General features: G+C 72.2%; 13 protein-coding genes. All 13 read left to right on the top strand.

The features are described from left to right. The first annotated feature begins 11 nt into the window (after window positions 1–11). Window positions 12–1,502 (top strand): FAD-dependent monooxygenase, encoded by a 1,491-nt coding sequence (locus tag ACIGXP_RS11245; RefSeq protein ID WP_399766762.1) that lies wholly within the window; start codon window positions 12–14, stop codon window positions 1,500–1,502. Window positions 1,503–1,544: 42 nt separating this feature from the next. Then, complete coding sequence (locus tag ACIGXP_RS11240) at window positions 1,545–1,874, top strand: TcmI family type II polyketide cyclase (RefSeq protein WP_363214162.1); 330 nt, start codon at window positions 1,545–1,547, stop codon at window positions 1,872–1,874. Next, window positions 1,871–3,145, top strand: coding sequence for a beta-ketoacyl-[acyl-carrier-protein] synthase family protein (locus tag ACIGXP_RS11235; RefSeq protein ID WP_363214163.1), 1,275 nt, complete (start codon window positions 1,871–1,873; stop codon window positions 3,143–3,145). Before ACIGXP_RS11240 ends, ACIGXP_RS11235 begins: the two co-directional genes overlap by 4 nt. A 47-nt stretch (window positions 3,146–3,192) precedes the next feature. Further along, window positions 3,193–4,410 carry a ketosynthase chain-length factor gene (locus ACIGXP_RS11230; RefSeq protein WP_363214178.1) on the top strand — a complete coding sequence of 406 codons (1,218 nt, stop codon included), beginning with the start codon at window positions 3,193–3,195 and terminating at the stop codon, window positions 4,408–4,410. Between the two features lie 64 nt (window positions 4,411–4,474). Continuing rightward, window positions 4,475–4,738, top strand: coding sequence for an acyl carrier protein (locus ACIGXP_RS11225; RefSeq protein WP_363214164.1), 264 nt, complete (start codon window positions 4,475–4,477; stop codon window positions 4,736–4,738). Window positions 4,739–4,824: 86 nt separating this feature from the next. Continuing rightward, a complete protein-coding gene (gene fabG / locus ACIGXP_RS11220) occupies window positions 4,825–5,610 on the top strand; it encodes a 3-oxoacyl-ACP reductase FabG (protein ID WP_363214165.1) in 786 nt (261 codons plus the stop codon). Between the two features lie 38 nt (window positions 5,611–5,648). Then, on the top strand, window positions 5,649–6,593 hold the full coding sequence (locus ACIGXP_RS11215; RefSeq protein WP_363214166.1) for an aromatase/cyclase: 945 nt from the start codon (window positions 5,649–5,651) through the stop codon (window positions 6,591–6,593). 2 nt (window positions 6,594–6,595) lie between these two features. Beyond that, window positions 6,596–8,110 carry an FAD-dependent monooxygenase gene (locus ACIGXP_RS11210; RefSeq protein WP_399766757.1) on the top strand — a complete coding sequence of 505 codons (1,515 nt, stop codon included), beginning with the start codon at window positions 6,596–6,598 and terminating at the stop codon, window positions 8,108–8,110. Window positions 8,111–8,162: 52 nt separating this feature from the next. Beyond that, a complete protein-coding gene (locus ACIGXP_RS11205) occupies window positions 8,163–9,680 on the top strand; it encodes an FAD-dependent monooxygenase (protein WP_363214168.1) in 1,518 nt (505 codons plus the stop codon). 127 nt (window positions 9,681–9,807) lie between these two features. Continuing rightward, on the top strand, window positions 9,808–10,653 hold the full coding sequence (locus tag ACIGXP_RS11200) for a 4'-phosphopantetheinyl transferase family protein (RefSeq protein ID WP_399766754.1): 846 nt from the start codon (window positions 9,808–9,810) through the stop codon (window positions 10,651–10,653). Between the two features lie 13 nt (window positions 10,654–10,666). Beyond that, complete coding sequence (gene fabD, locus ACIGXP_RS11195) at window positions 10,667–11,626, top strand: ACP S-malonyltransferase (protein WP_363214170.1); 960 nt, start codon at window positions 10,667–10,669, stop codon at window positions 11,624–11,626. After that, window positions 11,623–13,167: an acyl-CoA carboxylase subunit beta gene (locus ACIGXP_RS11190; RefSeq protein ID WP_399766751.1), complete on the top strand. Its 1,545-nt coding sequence runs from the start codon at window positions 11,623–11,625 to the stop codon at window positions 13,165–13,167. Before fabD ends, ACIGXP_RS11190 begins: the two co-directional genes overlap by 4 nt. A 14-nt stretch (window positions 13,168–13,181) precedes the next feature. After that, window positions 13,182–13,385 (top strand): acyl-CoA carboxylase subunit epsilon, encoded by a 204-nt coding sequence (locus ACIGXP_RS11185; RefSeq protein WP_363214172.1) that lies wholly within the window; start codon window positions 13,182–13,184, stop codon window positions 13,383–13,385. Window positions 13,386–13,421: the final 36 nt, after the last annotated feature.

The following is a 13,421-nucleotide window of genomic DNA, read 5'->3' as shown; positions in this document are numbered from 1 at the left end:
AGGAGTCATGGATGGATGCACCCGTCATCGTGGTGGGTGCCGGGCCCACGGGGCTGATGCTCGCAGGTGAACTGCGGTTGGGCGGGGTCGAGGTCATCCTCGTCGACCGGCTGCCCCGACCCAGCGGGGAGTCCCGCGGCCTGGGGTTCACCCCGCGCACCATGGAGATCCTCGACCAGCGCGGGCTGCTGCCCCGCTACGGCCCCATCGTCACCAGTTCGCTGGGCCACTTCGGCGGTATCCCGGTCGACTTCGGGGTGCTGGACGGCGCCCACTTCAGCGTCAAGGACGTGCCTCAGCACCGCACCGAGGCGGTGCTCGGCGACTGGATCACCGAGCTGGGCGCCGAGCTGCGACGCGGCCGGGAGGTGGTCGGCCTCGCCGCGGACGACGAGGGCGTCACCGTCGAACTTCAGGGGCCCGACGGCCCGGAACGGCTGCGCGCCGCCTACCTGGTGGGCTGCGACGGCGGCCGCAGTACCGTCCGCAAACTGGCCGGCTTCGACTTCCCCGGCAGTGCCGCGACCATGGAGATGTACCTGGCCGATGTGGCCGACTGCGAGGTCCGGCCGCGCCCCATCGGCGAGTCCGTCGCCGGCGGTATGGCGATGTCGGTACCGCTCGGCGACGGTGTGCACCGCATCATCGTCTGCGAGCGCGGCAACAAGCCGAAGCACCGCGACCAGCCACTGGAGTTCGCCGAGGTGGCGGCCGCCTGGAATCGGCTGACCCACCAGGACATCAGCGGCGCGACCCCGGTGTGGATCAGCGCCTTCGGCAATGCGGCGCGTCAGGTCACCGAGTACCGACGCGGCCGGGTCCTGCTGGCCGGGGACGCCGCGCACATCCATCTGCCGGCCGGCGGACAGGGGATGAACACCGGCATCCAGGACGCCGTCAACCTCGGCTGGAAGCTGGCCGCGGTCGCCCGCGGCTCGGCACCGCAGACGCTGCTCGACAGCTACCACGAGGAGCGGCACCCGGTCGGGGAACGGCTGCTGATGAACACGCAGGCCCAGGGGCTGCTCTACCTCAGCGGCAGCGAGGTGCAGCCGTTGCGGGACGTCCTCGGCGAGCTGGTCGGGATCGAGGAGGTCGGCCGCCATCTCGCGGGCATGATCAGCGGATTGGACATCCGCTACCGGGTCGGCCCGGGCAGCCATCCGCTGCTCGGCGGCCGGATGCCCCACCAGGAGCTGGCCGTCGCGGACGGCCGGACCAGTACGGCTGCACTGCTGCACCGGGCGCGCGGGGTGCTGCTGGACCTGGCCGGCGACACCGGGCTGCGCGGCGCCGCCGCCGGATGGGCGGACCGGGTGGACCTCGTCACAGCCACTCCCACAGACATCCCGGACGACGCACCGCTGGCGGACACCGCGGCCCTGCTCGTCCGTCCCGACGGCCATATCGCCTGGGCAGCGGGGCCCGACACCGCAGGTGAAGCGCTGCCGACCGCACTGGAGCGCTGGTTCGGCCCCGCCTCGGCGGCCGTGGCCGCCTGACGCTCCGCCGGAGCAAGTAGCCAGAGACAGGAGAGAGGAATCATGCACAGCACCCTCATCGTGGCCCGCATGCAGCCACAGTCGGCGGAGGAGGTCGCCAAGCTCTTCCAGGCCTTCGACGAGACCGAGATGCCCCATCGCATGGGCACCCGGCGCCGCCAGCTCTTCTCGTACCGCGGCCTCTACTTCCATCTGCAGGACTTCGACGAGGACAACGGCGGCCGGCTGATCGAGGAGGCCAAGACCGACCCGCGGTTCGTCGGCATCAGCGAGGACCTCAAGCCGTTCATCCAGGCCTACGACCCGGCCACCTGGCGCTCGCCCGCCGACGCCATGGCCACCCGCTTCTACAACTGGGAGGGGTCTGCATGAGCGGCCGACGGGTGGCCGTCACCGGCATCGGGGTGCTCGCGCCCGGCGGTGTCGGGGTCAAGAACTTCTGGAGCCTGCTGAGCGAGGGGCGCACCGCGACCCGCGGCATCACCTTCTTCGACGCCTCTCCGTTCCGTTCACGGGTCGCCGCAGAGATCGACTTCGACCCGGAGGAGCACGGGCTCAGCCCGCACGAGATCCGCCGGACGGACCGCGCCGCGCAGCTGGCCGTGGTCGCCGCCCGGGAGGCGGTGGCCGACAGCGGACTGGAGCTGGAGCAGCTGGACCCGCACCGGGTCGGCGTCACCGTCGGCAGCGCGGTGGGCGCGACCATGGGCCTGGACCAGGAGTACCGGGTGGTGAGCGACGGCGGCCGGCTGGACCTGGTGGACCACGCCTACGCCGTGCCGCACCTCTACAACTACCTGGTGCCCAGCTCCTTCGCCGCCGAGGTGGCCTGGGCGGTGGGCGCCGAGGGGCCGAGCACGGTGGTGTCCACCGGCTGCACGTCCGGCCTGGACTCGGTCGGTCACGCCGTGGAGCTGATCCGTGAGGGCTCCACCGATGTGATGGTGGCCGGTTCCTCGGACGCCCCGATCTCGCCCATCACGGTGGCCTGCTTCGACGCCATCAAGGCGACCACGCCCCGCAACGACGACCCGGAGCACGCCTCGCGACCCTTCGACGCCAGCCGCAACGGCTTCGTCCTGGGCGAGGGTTCGGCCTTCTTCGTCCTGGAGGAGCTGGAGTCGGCCCGGGCCCGGGGCGCGCACATCTACGCCGAGATCGCCGGATACGCCTCGCGCTGCAACGCCTTCCACATGACCGGACTGCGGCCGGACGGCGCCGAGATGGCCGAGGCCATCCGGGTGGCCATGGCCGAGGCCCGGATCAACCCGCAGGACATCGACTACATCAACGCGCACGGCTCCGGTACCAAGCAGAACGACCGGCACGAGACCGCGGCCTTCAAGAAGAGCCTGGGCGAGCACGCCTACCGGGCCCCGGTGAGCTCGATCAAGTCCATGGTGGGGCATTCGCTGGGGGCCATCGGCTCCATCGAGATCGCGGCCTCCGCGCTGGCCATGGAGCACAACGTGGTGCCGCCCACGGCGAATCTGCACACCAAGGACCCGGAGTGCGATCTGGACTACGTCCCGCTGACCGCCCGTGAATGGCAGACGGACACCGTACTGACCGTGGGCAGCGGCTTCGGCGGCTTCCAGAGCGCGATGATCCTGGCCCGACCCGATCGGCAGGTGGCGGCGTGAGCAGCACCCTGAGCACTCCCAGCACCCTCAGCCCCTCCCGTACGCCCGTGGACCAGCGCCGTGTGGTGGTCACCGGACTGGGCGTGGCGGCCCCCAACGGCCTCGGCACGGAGGACTTCTGGGCGGCCACCCTGGCCGCGAAGAGCGGCATCGGCCGGATCACCCGTTTCGACCCGGAGCAGTACCCGGCCCGGCTGGCGGGGGAGGTCCCGGGCTTCGTCGCCGAGGACCACCTGCCGAGCCGGCTGATCCCGCAGACCGACCGGATGACCAGGCTGGCACTCGTCGCCACGGACTGGGCACTGGCGGACGCCGGGGTGGACCCGAGCCGGCTGCCCGAGTTCGACATGGGCGTGGTGACCGCCAGCTCCTCCGGAGGGTTCGAATTCGGCCAGAACGAGCTGCAGGCCCTGTGGAGCAAGGGCGGCCAGTACGTCAGCGCCTACCAGTCCTTCGCCTGGTTCTATGCGGTGAACAGCGGCCAGATATCCATCCGCAACGGGATGAAGGGCCCCAGCGGCGTCCTGGTCAGCGACCAGGCGGGCGGGCTGGACGCGGTCGCGCAGGCGCGGCGGCAGATCCGCAAGGGCACCCGGCTGATCGTCTCCGGCAGCGTCGACGCCTCGATCTGCCCCTGGGGCTGGGTGGCCCAGCTCGCCAGTGGCCGGCTCAGCACCAGCAGTGAGCCGGAGCGGGCCTATCTGCCCTTCGACCCGGCGGCCCGCGGGCATGTGCCGGGCGAGGGCGGGGCGATCCTCATCCTGGAGGACGCGGAGGCCGCCCGTGAGCGCGGTGCCCGGGTCTACGGCGAGATCGCCGGCTACGGCGCCACCTTCGACCCCCGGCCCGGCAGCGGGCGCGAGCCCGGACTGCGCAAGGCCATCGAAATCGCCCTGGCGGACGCGGGGGCCGAACCGGCCGAGGTGGACGTGGTCTTCGCGGATGCCGCGGCCGTTCCCGAACTCGACCGGACCGAGGCGGCGGCGCTGGGCGCGGTCTTCGGCGAGTGGAGTGTTCCGGTCACGGCGCCCAAGACGATGACCGGGCGGCTGTACTCGGGCGCGGCCCCGCTCGACCTGGCCACGGCGCTGCTCGCCATCCGGGACGGGGTGATCCCCCCGACCACCCATGTCCAGCCGGCCGCCGAGTACGGCCTCGACCTGGTGCGGGGCGAACCGCGCAGCGCCCAGGTCCGTACCGCGCTGGTACTGGCCCGCGGCCACGGCGGGTTCAACTCCGCCGTCGTCGTGCGGGCGGCGGACTGAGCCCGCCGCACCTGCCGACCCCCACAGAGCTCCTGAGCAAGTGACGAGATCGAGAGGAATCCCCATGACGCACACCGAATTCACCCTTGAGGACCTCAAGCGCATCCTGCGCGAGGGCGCCGGCACCGACGAGGGCGTGGACCTGGACGGCGACATCCTCGACGTGGACTTCGAAGACCTGGGCTACGAGTCGCTGGCCCTGCTGGAGACCGGCGGCCGCATCGAGCGCGAGTACGAGATATCACTCGACGAGGATGCACTGAGCGAGGCCAGGACGCCTCGCGCCCTGCTGGAGGCGGTCAACGCCCAGCTGTCGGTCATGGTCTGACGTCCACGTCACCGTGCCGTGGGGCCGCCGCTGCGATGCGGCGGCCCCTTTCCTTTCCCCCCGACCCGACCCGCTAAGGAGCGGACATGTCAGAGCAGACCCAGCGCACGGCGATCGTCACGGGCGGCACCAGCGGTATCGGGCTGGCCAGCGCGCGCCTGCTGGCCGAGCAGAACCACCGGGTCTTCATCGGCGCCCGTAACGCCGACAACGTGGCCGCCACGGTCAAGGAGCTGCGCAACGAGGGCCTCACCGTGGAGGGAGCGGTCTGTGACGTCCGCTCCGGTGCGGAGGTCAAGGCGTTCGTCCAGGCCGCGGTCGACACCTTCGGAACGATCGACGTACTGGTGAACAACGCGGGCCGCAGCGGCGGCGGAGTGACCGCGGACATCCCCGACGAGCTCTGGTACGACGTCATCGACACCAACCTCAACAGCGTCTTCCTGATGACCCGCGAGGTGCTCACCACCGGCGGTATGCGCGACAAGCAGCGCGGACGGATCATCAACATCGCGTCGACGGCGGGCAAGCAGGGTGTGGTCCTGGGCGCCCCCTACTCGGCGTCCAAGCACGGCGTGGTCGGGTTCACCAAGGCGCTGGGCAACGAGCTCGCGCCGACCGGCATCACGGTGAACGCGGTGTGCCCGGGCTATGTCGAAACCCCCATGGCGCAGCGTGTGCGGGCCGGCTACGCGCAGGCCTACGACACCACCGAGGACGCGATCCTGGAGAAGTTCAGCGCCAAGATCCCGCTCGGCCGCTACTCCACCCCGGAGGAGGTCGCCGGGCTGGTCGGCTACCTCGCCTCCGACACCGCCGCGTCCATCACCTCCCAGGCGCTCAACGTCTGCGGTGGTCTCGGGAACTTCTGATCCCCCCAAGCCGGAAGCACAGAGGAAGGAACACGACCATGGCGCCCAGCGCAGCCCGCGAGGTCGAGCACGAGATCACCGTCTCCGCACCGGCCGCCGCCGTCTACCGGCTGATAGCCGAGGTCCAGAACTGGCCGCGGATCTTCCCGCCGACCATCTACGTCGATCATGTCGAGCGCAGCGGGCAGGAGGAACGCATCCGCATCTGGGCCACCGCCAACGGCGAGGCCAAGAACTGGACGTCGCGCCGCAGGCTGGACCCGGAGGGCCTGCGGATCGACTTCCGGCAGGAGGTCTCCACCCCGCCGGTGGCCTCGATGGGCGGGGCCTGGCTGATCGAGCCGGTTTCCGAGACCGAGTCCCGGATCCGCCTGCTGCACGACTACCGCGCCGTCGACGACGACCCGGACGGCCTGGCCTGGATCGACGAGGCCGTGGACCGCAACTCCCGCTCCGAGCTGGCCGCCCTCAAGGAGAACGTCGAACGCGCCCACGCCGCCGCGGAGTTGACCTTCTCCTTTGTGGACACCGTGCAGATCGCCGGCTCGGCCAAGGACGTCTACGACTTCATCAACGAGGCGGACCGCTGGCAGGAGCGCCTGCCGCACGTGGCCAAGGTACGCCTGGAGGAGGAGACGCCGGGCCTGCAGACCCTGGAGATGGACACCCGGGCCAAGGACGGCTCCACCCACACCACCAAGTCGTACCGGGTGACCTTCCCGCACCAGAAGATCGCCTACAAGCAGGTCACCCTCCCCGCCCTGATGACCCTGCACACCGGCATCTGGACCTTCGAGGAGAACGAGCAGGGCGTCGCGGCCTCCTCGCAGCACACGGTCGTCCTGAACACCGAGAACATCACCCGGATCCTGGGCCCCGAGGCAGGCGTCCCCGAGGCCCGCGAGTATGTGCAGACGGCGCTCAGCACCAACAGCCGCGCCACGCTCGGCCACGCCAAGGCCTACGCGGAGCGCAGGGACTGACCATGACGACGACCATCCGTACCGAGGTCGCCGTGGTCGGGGCCGGCCCGGTCGGCCTTGCGCTCGCCGGGGAGCTGCGGCTGGCCGGCGCCGCCGTGCTGGTGGTGGAGCAGCTTGCGGCCCCGACCACCGAGTCGAGGGCCTCGACCCTGCACGCCCGCACCATGGAACTGCTGGATTCGCGCGGCCTGCTGGACCGCTTCGGCACCCTGCCCGGACAGCCGCAGGGCCACTTCGGCGGTATCCCGCTCGACCTCACCCTGCCCGGCCCCTGGCCGGGCCAGTGGAAGGTTCCGCAGACCCGCACCGAGGAGGTCCTGCAGGACTGGGCCCGCTCGCTGGGCGCGGACATCCGCCGCGGCCATGCGGTGCGCGAGGTGACCGTCGCCGAGGACCACGTCGAGGCGGTGGCCGTCGGACCCGGCGGCCCGGTTCGCATCCGGGCCGAGTACCTGGTCGGCTGCGACGGCGAGGACAGCACCGTGCGCCGCCTGGTCGGCGCCGACTTCCCGGGCACGGACGCCGAACGCGAGCTGCTGCGGGCGGACGTGGCCGGGGTGGAGATCCCCGACCGCCGCTTCCAGCGCCTGGAGCGGGGCTTCGCCGTGGCCGCCCGCCGGGCGGACGGGGTGACCCGGGTGATGGTGCACGAGTTCGACAGCACCCCCCGGTACACCCGGCCCGGTGCCGGGGCACCGGAGTTCGGCGAGATCGCGGACGCCTGGAAGCGCGTCACCGGCGAGGACATCAGCGGCGGAACGCCTCTGTGGGTCAACGCCTTCGGCGATGCCAACCGCCAGCTGTCCGCCTACCGCCACGGCCGGGTGCTGTTCGCCGGTGACGCCGCGCACCGGCAGCTGCCGGTCGGCGGACAGGCCCTCAACCTCGGCCTGCAGGACGCCTTCAACCTGGGCTGGAAGCTGGGCCGCCAGGTCCGCGGCGAGGCCCCGGCGGGCCTGCTGGACAGCTACCACAGCGAGCGGCACGCCGTCGGCCGACGGACCCTCGGCAATATCAAGGCACAGGCCATGCTGCTGCTCGGCGGCCCCGATGTGGAGGCGGCCCGCGCGGTCTTCGGCGAACTGATCGCCCTCGAAGGGACCCGCCGCCACCTGGCCGGAATGATCTCCGGCGTGGACGTCCGCTACGACGTCGGCCCCGGCGACCACCCGCTGCTCGGCGCCCGCCTGCCGCAGCTGACGCTCGCCACGACCGTACCGGGACAGGAGCGGACCACGACCACCGTGCTGCTGCGCACCGGCCGCGGCCTGCTGCTGGACCTGACCGGCGACGAGCACGAGGCCGCCCGGATCCGCGCGGCGGCGGAGCCCTGGGCCGGGCGGGTGGACGTGGTGGCCGGCCGCCCGGAACCGGACGGTGCCGAACCCTCGGGCGCCGACCAGCTCGGCCCCGGCCTTTTCCTGGTCCGCCCGGACGGCCACCTGGCCTGGGCCGGCGACGCGGGCGCGGACCCGCGGCCCGCGCTGCACCGCTGTTTCGGCGAGCCCGCCGCCTGATGCCGGATCCGACCGGGTCCGCGAGTTCTGCGAGTTTGGAGGAACCCCCGCCATGCCCACCGATTCCGCCGATCCGGAGGTGCTGGTCGCCGGCGCGGGCCCGACCGGCCTGCTGCTCGCCGGCGACCTCGCCGCCTCCGGGGTGCGGGTGCGGATCCTGGAGAAGCGCGGCCGGAAGGCGAGCAATCTCACCCGTTCCTTCACGGTGCACGCCCGCACCCTGGAGCAGCTGGACGCGCGCGGCCTCGCCGAGGGCGTCATCGCCACCGGCACCGCCCTGCCCACCCTGCCCCTCTTCGGCGACCTCGACATCGACTTCACGCACCTGCCCACCCGCTATCCCTATGTGCTGATCACCCCGCAGTTCCAGGTGGAGCGCGCACTGGAGGAGCGGGCCGCGGGCCTCGGCGTCGAGATCGAGTACGAGGCAGAGGTGGTCGGCCTGCGCCAGGACGCGGGCGGGGTCGACCTGGAGGTGCGCACCGAGGGCGGCGGAACGGCCGTCCGGCGGGCGCGCTACGCGGTCGGCACCGACGGGGTACGGAGCAGGGTGCGGGAACTCCTGGGCATCCCGTTCCCCGGTGACTCCGTGCTGCGCTCGGTGATCCTCGGCGACGTCCTGATGCGCGAGGCGCCCGCCAACCTGCTCACCGTCGATGCCAATGCGCACGGTTTCGCCTTCGTCTGTCCCTTCGGTGACGGCTACTACCGGGTGCTGGCCTGGAACCGGCACAACGAGCAGTCCGCGGAAGCGGCGGCCGACTTCGAGGAGCTGCGGCGGCTCACCCGGGACATCCTCGGCACCGACTTCGGCATGCACGATCCGCGCTGGGTCTCCCGTTTCCACAGCGACGAGCGGCAGGCGACCCGCTACCGCGACGGCCGGGTCTTCCTCGCCGGGGACGCCGCCCACGTCCACTCCCCGGCCGGTGGCATGGGGATGAACACCGGGCTGCAGGACGCCATGAACCTGGCCTGGAAGCTGGCCGCCGCGGTGCACGGGTACGGCGACGACACCCTGCTCGACAGCTACCAGGCGGAGACCCACCCGGTCGGCGAGGCGGTGCTGCGCACCTCCGGATCCCTGGTCCGGGCCGCCATCGCGCAGAGCGGACGCACCCGGGCGGCCCAGCAGTTCATGCTCTGGCTGACCGGTCACCTGGGCTTCCTCGGCCGCAGTCTCGGCCGGCGGGAGGGCAGGGCCATCTCCGGGACGGGCATCAGCTACTCCCGGCCGCGCGGCAGCCACCGGCTGGTCGGGCAGTTCTGCCGCAACCTGCCGGCGGACCCCTCGGTGCACCAGGCGCTGGGCAGCGGCCGGTTCGTCCTCCTCACCGGGGACGACAGGGTCACCGGGGGCGAGCTCGCGGACTGGGCCGACCGCGTGATCCCCGCACGTCCCTCCGCCGCCGCGGAGCACCCGGGCACCACGATCCTCGTCCGCCCGGACGGATACATCGCCTGGGCCGCCGAGCGCCCCGAACCGTCCGAGGTCCGCGCCGCGCTGCAGCGCTGGGCCGGTCCGGCGGGGCCACTGCGCACGCCGCTGGGAGCGGCGACCGGTGCCTGAGGTCGGCCCCGGGGCCCCCGAGGGTGTCGACCCGAGGCCGGTGGGCCGGTCGCGGCCGGATGCCGGTGCGGTCGGGGTGGATCTGGCTTTGTTGGAGGAGTCCGAGCGCCGCCGGGTGCGGGGGCCGGTGCTTGAAGATGTCCCGGGGGCGCCCGAGGGTGTCGACCCGAGGCTGGTGGGCCGGTCGCGGCCGGGTGCCGGTGCGGTCGGGGTGGATCTGGCGTTGTTGGAGGAGTCCGAGCGCCGCCGGGTGCGGGGGCCGGTGCTGGAAGATGTCCCGAGGGCCCTTGATGGTGTCGATCTGAGGCTGGTCGGTCAGCCGCGGCCGGGTGCCGGTGCGGTCGCGGCGGATCTGGCCCTGCTGGACGAGTCCGAACGCCGCCGGGCGGCCCGCTTCCGCCGGGTCGCCGACCGGGACCTCTATGTGGCCGTGCACCTCGCCCTGCGGCGGGCCCTCGCCGGCTACCTGGGCCTCCCGCCCCAGGACGTCGTCCTCGTACGCGAACCGTGCCCCGGCTGCGGTGGTCCGCACGGCCGTCCGGCCGTGGCGGGGGCGGCCGGCGCGCTGCACTTCTCCCTCTCGCACAGCCACGGACTCGCCCTGATCGCGCTCGCCGCCGTCCCGGTCGGGGCGGACATCCAGCGGCTGCCGGGGCCGGACACGGTGGAGGTGTGCAGTGCGGCCCTGCACCCGGCCGAGCGCGCCGAACTGGCCGCCGTCCCGGAGCCCGAGCGGCCGGCGGCCTTCGCCCGGCTCTGGTCCCGCAAGGAGGCCTACCTCAAGGGCCTGGGCATCGGCCTGGCCCGGCCGGCCCACGCCGACTACCTCGGCGACACGGTCGCCGACCGGCCGCGCGGCTGGACGGTGGGCAACGTCCCCTGCGGCCCGGGCCACGCGGCCGCGGTCGCCCTGCGCGGACCGCACCCCCGCAACGGAGCCCGCACCCACACCCGCAACCGCACTCAGGAGTAAGGACTCAACTGCCATGGCCAACACCGCCTTTGTGTTCCCGGGTCAGGGAGCGCAGCGCGTGGGTATGGGCCTCGCCCTGGTCGCACGATGGCCCGAAGCGACCCGTGACTACTACCGGACCGCCGACGACATCCTGGGCATGCCCCTGTCCCGGCTGTGCTGGGAGGGCCCGGCCGAGGCACTGCGCGACACCTCGGTCACCCAGCCCGCGGTCTTCGTCAGCAGCGTGGCCACCCTGGAGGTGCTGCGCCGGCACGGCGTCACCCCCGCGGTGGTTTCCGGCCACAGCCTGGGCGAGTACGCCGCACTCGTGAGCGCGGGCGTCCTGGACTGGACCGACGCCCTGCGGCTGGTCCGTCTGCGCGGCGAGCTGATGGCCGGGGTCAACGACCGGGTCCCCGGGAGCATGGCCGCGGTCATGGGCCTCCCGCTCGCCGCCGTGGAACCGCTCTGCGCCGCGGTCGCCGAGCAGACCGGCCAGGTCGTCGAGGTGGCCAATGACAACGAGCCCGGCCAGATCGTGGTCTCCGGCCAGACCGAGGCGGTCGACCGGGTGGTCCGCGAGGCCCGGGAGGCCGGTGCGCTGCGGGTGGTGGCGCTGGACGTCGGTGCGCCGTTCCACAGCAGCCTGATGCGGGAGATCGAGGCGGAGTTCGCCGAGGCGCTGGCCGGCACCGAGTTCCACGACCCGGTCGTACCCGTCGTCTCCAGCGTCACCGCCGAGTACGTCACCTCCGCCGAACAGGCCATCGGCCTGCTGCGCCGGCAACTCACCGCCCGGGTGCGGTGGACGGACACCGTCACCCGGATCACCGCCGACGGCACCGACCAGTTCGTGGAGGTGGGGCCGGGAAAGGCGCTCGGCGGCCTGTGCCGCCGGATCGCGCCCGGTGTCGGGACCCACCGCACCGACGAGGCCGACCGGCTCGCGGCGGTCATCCAGGAATTCAAGGGGGACGAGGGGGACGCATGAAGGAACGTCTGGACGAACTGACCGAGGTCAAGCGGGCCGCCCGGCTCGGACCGAGCCCGCAGGCCACCGAACGCCAGCACGCCAAGGGCAAGCTGACGGCGCATGAGCGGATCGCGCTGCTGCTGGACGAGGGCTCCTTCCACGAGGTGGAGCCGCTGCGGCGGCACCGGGCCACCGGTTTCGGACTGGAGGACAAGAAGCCGTACTCGGACGGTGTGATCACCGGCTGGGGGAGCGTGCACGGGCGGACCGTGTTCGTCTACGCCCACGACTTCAGGATCTTCGGCGGCGCGCTGGGTGAGGCGCATGCCCAGAAGATCCACAAGATCATGGACATGGCGATCGCCGCCGGGGCTCCCCTGGTGTCGCTCAACGACGGCGCGGGAGCCCGGATCCAGGAGGGCGTGACCGCTCTGGCGGGGTACGGCGGGATCTTCCAGCGCAACACCCGGGCCTCGGGTGTCATCCCGCAGATCTCGGTGATGCTCGGCCCGTGCGCGGGCGGGGCCGCGTACTCGCCCGCACTGACCGACTTCGTCTTCATGGTCCGCGGCACCTCGCAGATGTTCATCACCGGCCCGGACGTGGTCCGGGCGGTCACCGGCGAGCAGGTCAGCCAGGACGGACTGGGCGGGGCCGATGTGCACGCCGAGGTCTCGGGGGTGGCCCACTTCGCCTACGACGACGAGCAGACCTGCCTGGAGGAGGTCCGCTACCTGCTCTCCCTCCTCCCGCAGAACAACCGGGAGACGCCCCCGCCCCAGGTGACCGAGGACCCCGTCGACCGGCGCGGCGAGTCCCTGCACACGCTGGTCCCGGCGGACGGCAACCGCCCCTACGACATGCGCACGGTCATCGAGGAGATCGTCGACGACGGTACTCACCTGGAGGTGCACGAGCGCTGGGCCACCAACGTCATCTGCACGGTCGCCCGCCTGGACGGCCACACGGTGGGCATCGTCGCCAACCAGCCGCAGTCGATGGCCGGGGTGCTGGACATCGCCTCCTCGGAGAAGGCAGCCGGCTTTGTGCAGATGTGCGACTCCTTCAACATCCCGATCGTCACGCTGCTGGACGTCCCCGGCTTCCTGCCCGGGGTGGACCAGGAGCACGGCGGGATCATCCGGCACGGCGCGAAACTGCTCTACGCCTACTGCAACGCGACCGTCCCGCGGATCCAGGTGATCCTGCGCAAGGCCTACGGTGGCGCGTACATCGTCATGGACTCCCGCTCCGTGGGGGCCGACCTGTCGTACGCGTGGCCGACCAACGAGATCGCGGTGATGGGGGCCGAGGGCGCGGCCAACGTCATCTTCCGCCGCCAGATCCAGGCGGCCGACGACCCCGAGGCGATGCGCCAGCGCATGGTCAAGGAGTACAAGGCCGAGCTCATGCACCCCTATTACGCGGCCGAGCGCGGCCTCGTCGACGACGTGATCGAACCCGCCGATACCCGCCAGGTGCTCATCCGCTCCCTGCACATGCTGCGCACGAAACACGCCGACCTGCCGATGCGCAAACACGGCAACCCGCCCCAGTGACCAGGAGGTTGACCATGACCGACCACCCCTTCCTGCGCGTGGAGCGCGGACAGGCCACGGACGAGGAACTCGCCGCCGTCATGGTCGTCCTGCTCGCCCGCAGCGGCGCCGTCGCCGACCCGGCGGAACAGACACCCACCGTGCAGGCGCCCCGCTGGCTGCGGCTGGAGCGCAGCGCAGCGTTCTGCCCCCCGCACAGCTGGCAGATCGCCTCGTAAAGGAGAGAGGACGAGATGACTACCCAGTCCGACCGC

Origin of the sequence: Streptomyces sp. NPDC053069, from assembly GCF_044546895.1 — a bacterium.
GTDB lineage: Bacteria > Actinomycetota > Actinomycetes > Streptomycetales > Streptomycetaceae > Streptomyces.
The sequence above is the reverse complement of the archived record's forward strand: the minus strand, read 5'-3'. Positions and strand labels throughout refer to the sequence as shown.